General features: G+C 41.0%; 8 protein-coding genes and 3 pseudogenes. 9 read left to right on the top strand and 2 right to left on the bottom strand.

Going from position 1 to position 15,503, the window contains the following annotated elements; translation table 11 throughout:
- The first annotated feature begins 222 nt into the window (after positions 1-222).
- The 9 genes and pseudogenes from P20480_RS04505 to tldD all read left to right on the top strand — a co-directional run bounded on the left by P20480_RS04505 (position 223) and on the right by tldD (position 12,936).
- Positions 223-2,271: a formylglycine-generating enzyme family protein gene (locus P20480_RS04505; RefSeq protein WP_008131669.1), complete on the top strand. Its 2,049-nt coding sequence runs from the start codon at positions 223-225 to the stop codon at positions 2,269-2,271.
- 131 nt (positions 2,272-2,402) lie between these two features.
- Positions 2,403-3,447 (top strand): annotated as a pseudogene (locus P20480_RS19455) (rod shape-determining protein).
- Positions 3,447-4,289 carry a rod shape-determining protein MreC gene (gene mreC / locus P20480_RS04510; RefSeq protein ID WP_006793122.1) on the top strand — a complete coding sequence of 281 codons (843 nt, stop codon included), beginning with the start codon at positions 3,447-3,449 and terminating at the stop codon, positions 4,287-4,289. The pseudogene P20480_RS19455 and the gene mreC overlap by 1 nt, the downstream one beginning before the upstream one ends.
- On the top strand, positions 4,282-4,761 hold the full coding sequence (gene mreD, locus P20480_RS04515) for a rod shape-determining protein MreD (protein WP_006793123.1): 480 nt from the start codon (positions 4,282-4,284) through the stop codon (positions 4,759-4,761). Before mreC ends, mreD begins: the two co-directional genes overlap by 8 nt.
- Positions 4,761-5,331: pseudogene (locus P20480_RS18575) on the top strand (Maf family protein). Before mreD ends, P20480_RS18575 begins: the two are co-directional and overlap by 1 nt.
- Before the next feature lies 1 nt (position 5,332).
- Complete coding sequence (gene rng / locus P20480_RS04520) at positions 5,333-6,805, top strand: ribonuclease G (RefSeq protein WP_006793125.1); 1,473 nt, start codon at positions 5,333-5,335, stop codon at positions 6,803-6,805.
- On the top strand, positions 6,805-10,668 hold the full coding sequence (locus P20480_RS04525) for a YhdP family protein (RefSeq protein ID WP_008131662.1): 3,864 nt from the start codon (positions 6,805-6,807) through the stop codon (positions 10,666-10,668). Before rng ends, P20480_RS04525 begins: the two co-directional genes overlap by 1 nt.
- Positions 10,661-11,500, top strand: a complete 840-nt coding sequence (locus P20480_RS04530; protein WP_008131661.1) for a carbon-nitrogen hydrolase family protein — start codon at positions 10,661-10,663, stop codon at positions 11,498-11,500. Before P20480_RS04525 ends, P20480_RS04530 begins: the two co-directional genes overlap by 8 nt.
- On the top strand, positions 11,497-12,936 hold the full coding sequence (tldD, locus tag P20480_RS04535; protein WP_008131660.1) for a metalloprotease TldD: 1,440 nt from the start codon (positions 11,497-11,499) through the stop codon (positions 12,934-12,936). The genes P20480_RS04530 and tldD overlap by 4 nt, the downstream gene beginning before the upstream one ends.
- Before the next feature lie 56 nt (positions 12,937-12,992).
- Here tldD and P20480_RS04540 read toward each other — a convergent pair.
- Positions 12,993-13,846: pseudogene (locus tag P20480_RS04540) on the bottom strand (mechanosensitive ion channel family protein).
- Between the two features lie 186 nt (positions 13,847-14,032).
- A complete protein-coding gene (gene gorA / locus P20480_RS04545) occupies positions 14,033-15,394 on the bottom strand; it encodes a glutathione-disulfide reductase (RefSeq protein ID WP_008131658.1) in 1,362 nt (453 codons plus the stop codon).
- Positions 15,395-15,503 lie beyond the last annotated feature (109 nt).

Genomic DNA, 15,503 nt, shown 5'->3' with positions numbered 1-15,503 from the left:
GTAAGCTTATGAATTTAATGAGAATCTAAGCATTGTTTCACAATTTATCGGGTTTAGAGTAAATGATCAGGTTATTTACTAGCGTGAAACGGGCGAATAGTTGTAAACTAAGATAATAATTGAACAAAGCTTGTGTTTTGCGCTGCAAGTACATAGCATAAGACTTTAATTATAAAAAAATAATAACGACCAAATAATTGCCGCTTTTTGGGACTGGAATATATGCGAATTACTCCTTTATCTCTGTTAATTACAGCTAGTTTGTTAGCAAGTAGTGCATTTGCACAAGACACAGCTACCGTAACTGGAATTGAGTCAGAGATTAGTGTTAAACAGACAGAATACGATAACTCGACAAGAATACTTGATAAACATTTAAAAGAAGAAAGTCAGTTACAAAATCAATTAGAGCTACTTCGTTCTCGTTCAACTGAGCTAGATAAAGAAAAAAACCAAGCGCTCGACGCGATGAACGAAATGTATCGCCGTTTAATTGATGATCCATCAATAAATATTACAAGTGCTCAATCTCGCTATCAACAGGCGGTAGTTGATCACAAGCAAAATAAAGATGATATCTCTATGCAGTTGGCGGCAATTGCATCTCACCGAAAAGATATTGAGCAAATACGAGTTGCTAAGCACACTTTACTAAATACCTTAGAAAGTTTAAAAGAGCAGTTAACAACAGCTCGTGTTGAGCGCTTGCGTAACGAGTTTACGCGTGAAGGTACGCTTGAGGTTAACCATACAATAAATTGTAAGCGCACCGAAACACTTGCAGCCTGTGAGCAACGTGGTCAGCAAATGGGTTTACAAAAAGCAACCAAACGCTTTGTAGATCAAATTTTTGCAAACTTAACCGAAGAGCGCATAGTTGAACCAAAACGCAATTTAGCAGGGGCGCAAGTACAAATTTTAAGTAGCCATGTGGTTAATAGTGCGTTTAGCGGCCAAGGTAATTACAACGTTAACTTAAGCGTTTCAATGCGCGGCGAAGTGAATAGCAGCCGTTTATGTAACCTATTAAGTATAGATAACCGTTATTGTTCAGAATACGGTTCACCGCTAAATACAGCTTACCAGCCAACTTATGGCACTACCTATTCAGATAGTCAGTTAACATTCAGCAATAGCGCGGATAATAACAATACAGTTTCGGTATCGCGTTTAAACAACAAGCCTGTACGCGATTATTCTGTTAAGCAGCCAGTTCAGTCTAAGTCTGATTACACGGTTGTTGAACAAAAAAAAGATCAGTCGGTAGAGTTAACACTTCGCTCTAATGTATACGATGATGAAGTATTCATTAACGGTGTAAGCTTTGGTTCTACTCGTTTAATTACGCGTTTACCAAAAGGTGTGCATGAAATTGAAATTCGTAAATTAGGTTACAAGCCTTACCAAGCACGTGTAAACCTAAATAAAGCGCAAACAATTAATGCTAACTTAGTAAAAAAGCCTAAGTCGATTGCTGCACCGACCTATACTCGCGAGCAACCAGAAACACAAACACGCAGAGTAAGCGAAAATGTTAACGTTTTAAACGCAAATGTAGAAACACCTGTTGTGGTTATTCCTGCTGGCAAATTTAAAATGGGTGATATCAATGGTAACGGATTAGCTAATGAGCGCCCCGTTATTGAAAAAGCCATTGCTAACTCTTTTGCTATGCAAAGCAAGGAAGTGACTGTAGGCGACTATGAAAAATTTGTTGCTAATACGGCGTATAAAACAGAAGCAGAAATAAATAAAGGCTGCGCATATTATTTAAATGGCGAGCCAGTATGGGAAGCGGCTTTAAACTGGCGCAATCCTGGCTTTGAACAGGGCAGTGACTTTCCGGCTGTATGTTTAACTTATAACGATGCAAAAGCATATGCTGACTGGTTATCTGGCCAGACAGGGCAGCAGTTTCGTTTACCTAGCGAAGTTGAGTGGGAATATGCAGCTCGTGCAGGTACAGAAACTGAGTACCCTTGGGGTAACGAAATTGGTAAAAACTTAGCTAACTGTGGTTGGTGTGGTAGTGAATGGTCAAACAAGCGCGCAGCACCGGTTGGGTCTTTTTCTCCAAATGCGTTTGGACTTTACGATACGGTAGGTAACGTATGGGAATGGACCGGTAAAAAATCAGGTGAATCGGATGTGGCAGTAAGAGGCGGGGCATGGAACTTTGCACCAAGCCTTGCACGTGTATCAACACGATTAATTTTAGCGGCTGATTTTAGATCAAACTACATTGGTTTTCGCTTAGTTCGCGAGAGATAAAATTATAAGGAAGCTTTGCTTCCTTTTTTAACAAATTCACAAAGGCGCTGCACTTTATATTGCTCATCAAAATGAGCATGTTAAAGTGAGGCAGCTAATATAAGAACGTATTTCAAAGGTCATCCAGCCTCATGTTTAAAAAACTCCGTGGTATTTTTTCTAACGATCTGTCGATCGACTTGGGTACAGCCAATACCCTAATTTATGTAAAAGAAGAAGGTATTGTTCTAAACGAGCCTTCAGTAGTTGCTATCCGTCAAGAGCGTGCTGGTGGACCTAAAAGTGTTGCATCGGTAGGTACTGAAGCAAAACAGATGCTAGGTCGTACGCCGGGTAATATTAAAGCAATCCGCCCAATGAAAGACGGTGTAATTGCTGACTTTTATGTAACAGAAAAAATGTTACAACACTTCATCAAGCAAGTGCATAACAATAACTTTATGCGCCCAAGTCCGCGCGTACTAATTTGTGTACCATGTGGTGCAACGCAAGTAGAAAAACGACGCAATTCGTGAATCTGCAATGGGCGCTGGCGCCCGAGAAGTTTACCTAATTGAAGAACCAATGGCTGCGGCAATTGGTGCGGGTTTACCGGTATCAGAAGCAACAGGATCTATGGTTGTTGATATTGGTGGTGGTACAACTGAAGTTGCTATTATTTCACTAAATGGTGTTGTTTACTCATCATCAGTACGTATTGGTGGCGATAAATTTGACGAAGCTATTATTAACTATGTACGCCGTAACTTTGGTAGTTTAATTGGTGAAGCAACCGCTGAAAACATTAAGCACCAAATTGGTTCTGCGTTTAAAACGGATGAGCCAATTGAAATCGAAGTACGTGGCCGTAACTTAGCTGAAGGTGTTCCACGTTCATTTACGCTTAACTCACATGAAATCTTAGAAGCGCTTCAAGAGCCTCTAATGGGTATTGTAAGTGCAGTAATGGTTGCCCTTGAGCAATCGCCACCAGAGCTTGCATCAGATATTTCTGCGCACGGTATGGTACTGACTGGCGGTGGTGCACTATTAAAAGATTTAGATCGCTTATTAATGGAAGAAACAGGCATTCCTGTTGTTGTTGCTGACGATCCATTAACGTGTGTAGCACGTGGCGGCGGTAAAGCATTAGAAATGATTGATGTTCACGGTGGTGACGTTTTTAGTTACGACTAATGAAATTAATGTTTGGGCGCACTGTCTCTTTGCAACTGCGACTTTTTGTCGCAGTGCTTTTGAGTATCGTACTCATAGCTGGAGATAGGTACACAGAAGGTGGAACCGTTGTGCGCACCAGTTTAAATACACTGGTTAGCCCGCTTATTTATGTTGCCAACTTACCTTATGAGTTATTTAGCATTGGTGCTAAAAGCTTACACACGCGAGACCAACTCCTTACTGAAAACGAAGCACTGAAAAAAAAGCAAATGCTACAAAGTGAGCAGCTGCAACAGTACCAATTTTTAGCCAGAGAAAACCAAAAGTTACGTGCATTACTAGGCTCGTCAGCAAAACAATCTAATCGTAAAATTATTGCACAAGTATTATCGGTTCACTCAAACCCATATAGCCATCAAGTCGTTATTAACCGTGGTACTACAGACGGTATAAGTGAAGGGCAAGCGGTAATAGACGAAATGGGGGTGGTAGGGCAGCTTACTAAAGTAGGTTCCACTACGTCGCGCGTATTATTGATGACCGATACAACTCACGCAACACCTGTGCGTATACTTAGAAATGACGTACGAACCGTAGTTGAAGGCATTGGTAAAATTAATGTGGTTAAGCTTTCGCATGTTCCACACAGCTTAGATGTGCGTATTGGTGATGTATTGGTGACTTCAGGGCTTGGGGGCACATTTCCTGAGGGGTATCCTGTCGCCATTGTGACAGAAATTAACCGAGATGAAGGTCGTCCATTTGCACAAGTATATGCAGAGCCTATTGCGTTGCTTGACCGTATTCGCTTACTTGTAATTTTATGGCGCAGTCAGCAGGAGCAAATAAACGATGATTAACCGTTACTCATTGTTAATTGCGCTGAGCATATTTTTTGCTTTAATTATGGCGCTAATGCCGTTGCCATTTTCGTTTGAACCATTTAGACCGGATTGGGTCTTATTAGTACTTATGTATTGGTCATTGGCGGTGCCACATCGGTTAAATATTGGTACTGCTTGGGTGGTCGGTTTACTCATTGATTTAGCGTCAGGCTCACCTTTAGGTGTTAACTCGCTGACATTTTCGGTATGTATATTTATTACTGCAAGTAACTTTCAAAAAATTCGTAACTTCTCGCTTTGGCAGCAAAGTTTGTTAATTGGTTTGTTTTTAACGCTGTATCATTTAATGCAGTTTTGGCTAAACCATTTTTTGCTTGGTGTTTACTTTAACCCACAATACTTATGGCCGGTATTTACTGGCATGATTAGTTGGTTTTGGGTGTTTTTATTACTTCGTAAATACCGCAGACATTTTAGGATCAGATAATGAATACTGCCGTATATCTGGCATCAGCTTCTCCTCGTCGTAAAGAGCTATTGGCTCAACTTGGTATCGAATTTTCGCAATTTAGTGTTGATGCAGACGAGAGCCAACTCCCTAATGAACTTCCTCATGCCTATGTAGAGCGCTTAGCGAGGCTAAAAGCTTGCTCAGGTGTCAAGCTTGGTTACACAGACCGGCCAGTACTAGGTAGTGACACAGTCGTTGTTATTGATAATGAATCGTTGTGTAAACCACGCGATGAAGCCGATTTTACGCATACACTTAAACGCTTGTCTGGAAACACTCACCAGGTACTAACCGCTATTGCTTTTGCGACTGAAGATAAACTGCTTAGCCAAGTTATCAGTACCGATGTGACATTTAAAAAAACTGAGCGATGAAGAGATTAAAGCCTACTGGCAAAGTGGTGAGCCGCAAGATAAAGCCGGTGGTTATGGTATTCAGGGGCTAGGTGGTCGCTTTGTTACACATATTGCGGGTAGCTATTTTAGTGTTGTCGGTTTACCTTTATATGAGACTGAACAATTATTACACGCATTTTTAAGAGGGTAGCATGAGTACAGAATTACTGATCAACGTAACACCGAGTGAAAGTCGTGTTGCCCTAATCGAAAACGGTGTGCTGCAAGAAATTCAGTTAGAACGAATTGGTAACCTAGGCATTGTTGGCAATATCTATCTAGGAAAAATAAGCCGCGTTTTACCTGGAATGCAGGCCGCTTTTGTTGATATTGGCTTAGAAAAAGCCGCATTTTTACATGCATCAGACATAGTAAACAGTGCCTCCATTGTTGAAGGTGTTGACGACGTACCAATAAAAAAAGTGCAAGATATACGAGAGTTAGTGCGCCAAGGTCAATACATTATGGTGCAAGTGGTTAAAGATCCATTAGGCACGAAAGGCGCGAGACTCACTACCGACATCACTATTCCATCTCGCTACTTAGTATTTATGCCAGACGCAACGCATGTTGGTGTAAGCCAACGGATAGAAACTGAAGAAGAGCGATCTCGACTTAAAAAAATTGTTGCTGAATATGGCGATGAAAATGGCAGTTTTATAGTACGTACCGCGGCTGAAGGTGCAAGCGAAGCAGAGTTAAGGCACGATGCTGGTTTTTTAAGAAAATTATGGGAAAAAATAACCGCACGTCGTAAAAAAACCAGTAAAGCAACCATATTACATGAAGACCTAACGCTTGCCTTTAGAACACTGCGTGATTACGTAGGTGAAGACATGGAACGTATTCGTGTTGACTCAAAGCTTACCTACCAAGAGCTAAAAATATTTACCGAAGAATTTGTGCCGCAACTTTCACAGGTACTCGAGTACTACCCGGGTGAGCGACCTATATTCGATTTATTTGATGTAGAAAACGAAGTGCAAAAAGCGTTGCATCGCAAAGTCACGTTAAAGTCAGGCGGGTACATCATTATTGATCAAACAGAAGCGATGACTACGGTTGACGTAAACACCGGTGCGTTTGTCGGCCATCGTAATTTAGAAGAGACTATTTTTAACACTAATGTCGAGGCAACGTCTGCCATTGCACGCCAGTTAAGGCTTCGTAACTTAGGTGGAATAATTATTATCGACTTTATCGATATGGTCAGCGAAGAGCATAAAAGCCGTGTATTACATTCGTTAGAATCTGCGTTAGCTAAAGATCGCACTAAAACAAATATCAATGGTTTATCGGCACTTGGGCTAGTTGAAATGACCCGAAAACGCACCCGCGAAAGCTTAGAGCATATTTTATGTGATGTATGCCCGGCATGTTCAGGGCGTGGCTCACAAAAAACAGTCGAAACGGTATGCTACGAAATATTACGTGAAATTGTTCGCGTAAACCGCGCCTACGCAGCCGATAAATTCATGGTTTATGCAGCACCAGCAGTAAGTGAAGCCTTACTTAATGATGAATATCACAACTTGGCGGAGCTTGAGCTATTTATAGGTAAGCAAGTACACATACAAACAGAAAGCTTATACAGCCAAGAGCAGTTTGATGTGGTAATGATGTAATGAAAGCAAAAGCGGTCTGTTTTTTTTGTTTTAGAAAGTTATGGCAAACCTGCGCCATAATTTTGGTATTACTGGCCGTTATTGTTTCAATATTAAAGTACACACTCCCTTACGCAAATGATTACAAAGGTGATATAGAAACCTACCTAGACGAAAAGTTTGCTATTAGTTTATCTATTGGCGCTATTTCAGCAAGCTGGCAGGGAAATGGCCCAGCCCTTGTGCTTGAAGATCTATCGTTTAAAGACAACGAAACTGCGCCAATTTCTCTCACTATTGCAAAAACTAGCTTAGAGCTTAATTTATGGGAAAGCATTAAAACCCTGCAATTAAAGTCTAACTACTTTGTTATAAATGGCTTTCATACCACGGTGAACGTGGCAGACCTGTTTGAGAGCGGTAACCAAGATGATGTTTCGTTTGAGCAAAAAGAGCTTATAGAAGGGCTGTTTTTAGGTAATACCGGTCATTTTGCAATAGAAAACTCCAGTATTAATTTTGTGTTAGACGATAACAAAGAGCGAAAACTCCTGCTTGAAAATATCATTTGGCAAAATGAAGAGTCTCAACATTTAGGTAGTGGAACATTAGCTTTACCTGGTATCACAGTTGGCACCTTTGATGCACGCATTGCTCTCAAAGGTGAAAGCTTAGAAGAAGTTGCTGGCAATATGTATGTCCAAGCCAATAAGGTGGATGTGTCTAATTGGTTGGCGCAATATATAAATACTGAAAAACAACAATTAACTAGCGATATCAATTTACAAGCGTGGCTAAAAATTGAAAAAGGCCTAATTGACGATATAAAAATGCAGTGGCTGCCTAGTTCTGTTACTTGGTTTAATGAATCTCAAAGCCAGCAAGTTAGTTTAAGTGAAGGTGGCTTTCATCTTTATCCCGAGCAAGGTAATTGGTTTTTAAAAAGCACTGGTTTAGCGTTTAATAACAATAATACGACATGGCCAAGCTTAGAGTTTGAGGCTCAACTTGGTGAAAATAATCAAATTTGGTTAAATCAAATAGATATAGCGCTACTGGCTAACTTGGCAGCGCTGACAAATTTCGACTCTCTCGACGCGTTTTTAAAACGCAAACCAAGTGGCCAAATACAGCAGGCGTATGTTAATTACGAGAGTAACCAGCAGTGGCAAGTATGGTTTAACGCCAATAACATAGGCTGGCAAGAGCTTAATTCAGTGCCTGCTGCGCAAGGTTTACGCGTAAGCGGTTTATTAAATCAAGATAAAGGCCGTATCAGCTTATTTGGCGAAAACGGCACTTTATTAACTGGCGATAGTTTTAGTGACAACATTAATTATAACCAGCTCAATATAGAATTAGACCTCGCAAAGCAAAATAATAACTGGCGTATTAGCAGTGATAATATTTGGTTTGATAACAATGAGATAACGCTAGCCGCAGAAATGCAGCTGAGCTTTGGTGATACACCGCGTCTTGATTTATACGCAGAGGCATTTGCAGAGGATGCCAGTATTGCCGGTCATTATTTTCCGTTAAAAGCGATGAACCCAGAATTAGTTAGCTACCTAAACGGGGCTATTAAAGGCGGTGAAATATCAAAAGCTCAGGTTCTATTTGCAGGGCCGTTATCAGGATTTCCATTTAAAGATGGCTCAGGGCAATTTGATGTACTTGCTCAAATTGATAATGCCACGTACCAGTTTGACCCGAAGTGGCCAGCAGTAACAGATGCAAAGGTAAAACTACATTTTGCTAATGAACGCATGGATATTTACAGCCAACAAGGCTCTTTGGTTAATTTAGATGTGGGTAACAGCGTTAAAGTTAGCATTAATGATTTAATGAATGCCGATGAGCTGGTGGTGCAAATAGATAAAAAAGCACCGATGGAAAACCTGTACACCTTTTTTAAAGCTACGCCCATTGCGAGCCCGCTAGCTGATATTTTTGAGGTAATACAAGGCCAAGGTGAAGCCGATGCCAGCATTGAGTTACTGGTAGGTTCAAAGTTTGAAGGTGGTGCCAGTGTTAGCGGCACTGTCAAGCTAGATGATTTACCCGTATTTATTGCCACACCCGGTATTGCGTTAAATAACTTAACTGGCGTGCTTAACTTTAAAAACGATAATATCGAACTTAAAAATGCTACCGCTACATGGCTTGGGATGCCGCTGGCAATTAATTACAACAGCCAAAGTGAAGCGAGTGACTACAAAGCAAACATAGATATTAATGCACAACTTGATGCCAATACCTTAATTGATAGCGGGCAAGGTATTTTAAAAGGGTCACTAGAAGGACAAAGTGCAGTTGATATTGGACTTGTGCTTAATTTTACCGAGCAAGGGTTTAATTATCGTGCACAGGTTAAATCTGACCTTGTTGGGTTAACAAGTAAATTGCCAACACCATACAAAAAAGCCGAGATACAACCGTGGGTTCTTGATGCGGTTGTTCAAGGCGATGATATTTCAAACCTTATAACTGCACAGATAAATAAGCAGTTTTATTTTAATGCAATATTAGAAAATGGAAAATCGCAATTTAGTAATGCGCATTTTGTTATAGGTAAGCAAGATTTAGGGCTAAATTCACAAGACTTAAGCGTTTCAATAAACCTAGAGCAAACCGAACTTGTACCTTGGGTTGATCTTATTGATCAAATAATTAGTGCGGCCCAAAATGAGGATGACCCAGAATCACAAGGTATCATGCCACCGCTTAACGAGATTGTCGCAAATATTGGCATGCTCGATATTAGTAGTATGGTGTTTAATGATTTTGAAATGCGCCTAGCCCCTGAGCAAAGCAATGTGTATTTAAAATTAAACGCCAAAGAATTACGTGCAGGTGTATTTATTCCTACTTCGCAGCGCAGCCAGCCTATTCGATTTAACGCTGATTATTTACGCGTGAATTTTGCAGAGCAAATTGAAGCGCCTATCACTGAGGCTGCAAAAGCAGACCCTGACACCGATTTAACGTGGCTGACGAACTTACCGGCTATAGAGTTTGAATGTGCAGATTGTAAAATTACCAACTATCAGTTAGACAAAGTAAGCGCGTCGTTACTTGGCGACGGTAAACGTTTGGTTATTTCTGAGTTGGTTGTTGATAAAGGCGATCATATTTTGCGCACGAAAGGGCAATGGCAAAATGGACTTACACAGTTAAGCGGTGAAGTTAAAAGTGATGATATAGGCGCGTTGTTTGATGAGTTTGATATTACCACGGCTATTAAGGGCTCTAAGGCCACTATAAATTACAATCTTGCTTGGCAAGCCGCACCTTACTCATTTGATGTCCCGAGCCTCAGTGGTGAAATTGATTGGGATTTAGCAGAAGGGCACCTAACAGAAATTAGTGATGGTGGTGCACGGGTTTTTTCGTTGTTGAGCTTAGATTCGTTGGTGCGAAAACTAAAACTTGATTTTAGAGATGTATTTTCAAAAGGGTTTTTCTACAACAGCATGCAAGGTTCTATGCAATTAGAGAACGGTATTGCTTATACAAAAGACACTAAGATGGATGGCGTTCCGGCTGATTTAACCATTAAAGGCTACGCAAATTTAAATACGCTTGATATCAACTACGATCTCGCTGTTGCACCGCAGGTCACCTCAAGTATTCCCGTTATTGTGGCGTGGATGGTAAACCCAGTGACAGGGCTAGCAGCACTGGCACTAGATAAAGTAATACACTCTGCGCGTGTAATTTCTGAAATTAACTTTAAAGTGACTGGCACCATGAGTGAGCCTGTTGTTCAGGAGCTCGATCGTAAAAGCCGCGAAGTTACATTACCACAAGCAGCGCAAAACCAGCCTCAAGCTTCAGTCGATTTAAAACTTAAAGATGCTGAAGTAACCGCAACTAATGACTAATTTAGCGACCCCTAATAACCACAATATAGTTGCTTTACAAATGTGTTCTGGCCTAAATGCTGACGACAATATTGCAGAACTTAAAAAAGCATTAAACACACTTCCCGCATCACGGCCATTACTTGTATGTCTCCCTGAGGCCTTTTTAGTGTTTAGTAAAAGCGGTCACGATACGCTCTCAACAGCTAAACACATCGAGCAATACAAACGTCAAATAAGCCAATTATGTAAACACCATAATATTTGGTTAAACGCAGGCACAATACCAGAGCCATACAATAATACTAAATATTATGCCGCCTCACATTTATATAATAATCAAGGTGAGTGCGTCGCAACGTATAATAAAATACATCTATTTGATGTAAACGTTGATGATAAAACAGGGAGTTACCGCGAATCTGATTTTACCCAAGCAGGAAGTGATGTGGTTGTGGTTGAATCTCCCTTTGGTAAACTAGGTCTAACAGTGTGTTATGATCTGCGTTTTAGTGCCTTATTTACTGCGCTTGCACGTAAAGGTGCTGAAGTTATTTTAGTGCCAAGTGCATTTACAATGGTGACTGGTCAAGCACACTGGCAACCATTATTAGCGGCGCGAGCGATAGAAACCCAATGTTATGTGGTTGCTGCAGCCCAATACGGCACACATGAAAATGGCCGCCAAACGTATGGCCACAGTATTATTATTTCACCCTGGGGTAGTACTTTAAGTAATTTACCCTGTGGTACAGGTTTTATTAGCGCTAACGCTGATTTAGAGCCGTTACAAAAAATTAGACGAGATATGCCTGTGCAGTCTCATCAACGATTTAGAGAGCATTTATTATGAATTCGGTTGAACAGCATTTATTACACGACAGCCAACTAAATAGAGAAGAGCTCGAAAAAACGCTCGCTTACATACATCAGCACAAAGTAGATTACGCCGATTTATACTTTCAATCGAGTCATCACGAGTCGTGGGTACTGGAAGATGGCTTGGTAAAAGAAGGCTCATACAATGTTGAGCGCGGCGTTGGCGTACGTGCAGTCAGCGGCGAAAAAACAGGTTTTTCATATTCGGATGCTATCAACTTAGAAGCGCTAAACAAAGCCGCTACAGCTGCTCGCAGTATTGCCGATGCAGGTGAAGATAAAACCATTAAAGTATTTAGTGATGTATCAGCAAAAGTGCAATTTGCGCCACATCAACCCATTTCAAGTATGAGCGATAGCGATAAAGTGAGTTTATTACGCGAGCTTGAAAACTACATTCGAGAACTCGCTCCCGACGCTGAGCAAGTAATTAGCTCTATGTCAGCAGTATACGAAGAAGTATTAATTGCGGCCAGTGACGGTACATTTGCTACCGATATTCGCCCGCTTATTCGTTTAAACTGTTCAGTATTGCTTGAAAAAAATGGCCGTCGTGAGCGCGGTGGCGCAGGCGGTGGAGCTCGTTTAGATTACGGCTATTTTAAAGAGCTGGTAAACGGTAAACCACGTTGGATGGAGTTTGCACAAGAAGCTGTACGCCAAGCTAAAGTCAACCTAGAAGCTATTGATGCGCCAGCTGGCACTATGGAAGTAGTATTAGGAAATGGTTGGCCAGGTGTACTTTTACATGAAGCCGTAGGCCATGGCCTTGAAGGCGACTTTAACCGTAAAGGCGCATCAGCGTTTAGTGGTAAAGTAGGCCAAAAAGTGGCTTCTGAGCTATGTACCGTAGTTGACGATGGCACCATGGCCGATCGTCGCGGCTCTCTAAACGTAGATGATGAAGGCACGCCTGCTGCTTATAATGTGCTTATCGAAAATGGTATTTTAAAAGGGTATATGCAGGATAAGCTAAACGCACGTTTAATGGGGGTAAACCCAACCGGAAATGCACGTCGTGAGTCGTATGCGCATTTACCTATGCCACGTATGACAAATACCTATATGTTAGGTGGCGAGCATAGCCAAGCCGATATTATCAGTAGCGTTAAAAAAGGCGTGTTTGCGCCTAACTTTGGTGGCGGGCAGGTTGATATTACCTCGGGTAAATTTGTATTTAGTGCATCAGAGGCCTACTTAATCGAAAACGGTAAAATTACACAGCCAATCAAAGGCGCAACCCTCATTGGTAATGGCCCTGAAGTCATGCAGCATATTTCAATGGTAGGTAACGACTTAGCACTTGATAAAGGCGTTGGCGTGTGTGGTAAAGATGGGCAAAGTGTTCCGGTTGGCGTAGGGCAACCGAGCCTTAAAATTGATCAGCTAACGGTAGGTGGAACAGCTTAAAGGCCTAACCGATAAAGTTTAGGCGCGAAACCGTTCGCGCCTAGTCGCTTTATCAGTTAGTTAGTTACTTGGTTATTTACTTCGTTTAATGCAATTTTATGCTTCATTTCTTCTTCATACCATAGCGCCATAAAACACTCAGTGAGTTTATGCTCTATGTCCAGTGCCTGCTCGGTTGGGCAAAATAGCGTAAAGCGTGCTCTGAACTCACCCAATTCGGTTGTTCCAAAGTGTATTTCTGGTGCTGGGCCCGATATTTTTGCATCTAGTTTTCGCTCAATAATCGAGTTGTAACGAGTTGCGAGCTCTTCAAACTCCTCACAATACATTTTAGCTTTTACCGAGAGCGTGTCGTAAATTGGGTAAGGGTTAAAGCTCTCTTTTCGAACAATAGAAAAGCTATGTGTTGCAAAGCGTTTTACATAATTTAGATTTTTAATCGGGCTGGTGATGAGTTTATTATTAGGTATGTAAATCGTTTTTCTAGAAAACTGATAAGTGTGCATGTCTATTTCATGCATGGTTGTTTTTATCCAGTCTGTTTCTGCTACTTCACCGTAATATTCACCGACTTGCACCCAGTCGCCGACTCTAAATGGGCGTGTGGTGACTAAGTAAAAAAAGCCAATAACACATTGAATAAACTCGCGCGTAGCTAAAACAATGGCAACCGCAAAGGCCGCAATAGATAACGCAAAATTTTGAATTTCAGTCGACCACACAAACAACAGCGACAGCACCAACACAAAATTAATAAAATGCTTAATGTTATGTGCAATGTAGCGAATATCTTTGTCTTTTTTTCTGCGCGGTTTCTCGCTAATTTATCAACAAGTACTTTTAATCCAAGTGCAAAACTAAGCATAACAATTGAAACAAGAAACGGGTGTAGCAATATATCAGTAATCATAATATCCAGTTGTTGGTATGTTGATAAACACACGCTAGTATATTGAGTTATTTAGCTAATAAGCAAATTTAACCTTAATAAAAAAGCCCCTTAGCACATATGTGTAAGGGGCTTAACGTTATTAAATTAGTAAATAACCTGAACTCTGATTAAGTGATTTATTATCCAAAATTTAGGTTAAATATCTTAGCGCATAGTAACAAACTCTTCAGATCCTGTTGGGTGCAGTGCAACAACAGCGTCAAAGTCAGCTTTAGTTGCGCCCATTTTCATTGCTACGGCAAAACCCTGAATCATTTCATCAACGGCAAAACCAAGGCCATGTAAGCCAACTACTTTTTCGTCTTCTCCTGCGCAAACTAGCATCATGTTGCATGCTTGGCGGTGCTGAGTTACCGCTGTGTACATAGCTGCAAAGCTTGATTTATACACTTTTACGTTTTCTGCGCCGTACTGAGAAATCGCTTCTTGCTCGGTTAAACCAATGGTGCCGATAGGCGGATGACTAAATACGACTGTTGGTACTAGGCTGTAATCCATTTTTAAATCATCAGGGAGCGCTTTATTAAATAAGCGTTCTGATAACGTACGGCCTGCTTTAACTGCAACAGGAGTAAGCTCAATACCGCCTTCGATAATATCACCTACAGCATAAACGTTTTCAGCAGTCGTATTTTGGTACTCATCTACTTTCACATAACCGCTTTCATTTACTTCTACACCGGCTTCCGCAAGGTTTATCTTGTCTGTTGTAGGTGTGCGGCCAATGGCCCAAATAACTTGGTCAACATTTTGGCTGTAACCGTTTTCAAAATGAATAGTTAAACTGCCGTCACTTTCTTTGATTACTTCTTTAGGGGAGCATTCAGTATGAAGAGTCGGACCTTCTTTAGCCATAATATCGACGAGCGTGTCGATTATGTAGGGGTCAAATGTACGCAGAGGCTTACTTTTACGAACGAATAAATGTGTTTCTGTGCCCAAGCTATGTAATACACCTGCAATTTCTACGGCAATGTAACCAGCACCAATTACAGCTACGCGTTTAGGCTGTTCATTAAGTTCAAAAAAGCCATTAGAATCAATACCATGCTCAGCGCCCGGAATGTTTGGAATAGTAGGACGTCCGCCTACAGCCACTAAAATATGATCGGCGGTGTAGTGTTCACCATTTACTTCTACTGTTTTGCTGTCGATAAAGGTAGCAAAGCCTTTAATAACGGTAACGCCATTACTTGCTAAACCGTTGTCGTACCCTTTATGAATTCGGCCAATATAGGCTTCACGGCTTTCTACTAGCTTGCTCCAATTAAAGTCTTTTACCTCAACGTTAAAACCGTAATCGGGTGCATATAAGTTAATTGCTTCGGCTACTTGTGCGCCGTGCCACATAACCTTTTTAGGCACACAGCCTACGTTTACACAGGTACCACCCATGTGTTTTGCTTCAATAAGTGCCACTTTAGCACCGCGCATTGCAGCTCTGTTTGCAGAAGCAATACCACCGCTGCCACCGCCAATTGCAATGTAATCAAAGTGTTGTGTCATTTTAAGTCCTTAGGCGTTGAGATTTATGCGCATAAGCATAACATTAAGTTTTAAAAATAAAGAGTGTTTAGATGACCTATGTTGAGTAAAAAAACATTCAAATTTACAG

It is taken from the genome of Pseudoalteromonas sp. BSi20480 (genome assembly GCF_000241365.1).
In the GTDB taxonomy this organism is placed as follows: Bacteria; Pseudomonadota; Gammaproteobacteria; order Enterobacterales; family Alteromonadaceae; genus Pseudoalteromonas; species Pseudoalteromonas marina.
This window is presented reverse-complemented; position numbering and strand designations above follow the sequence as displayed.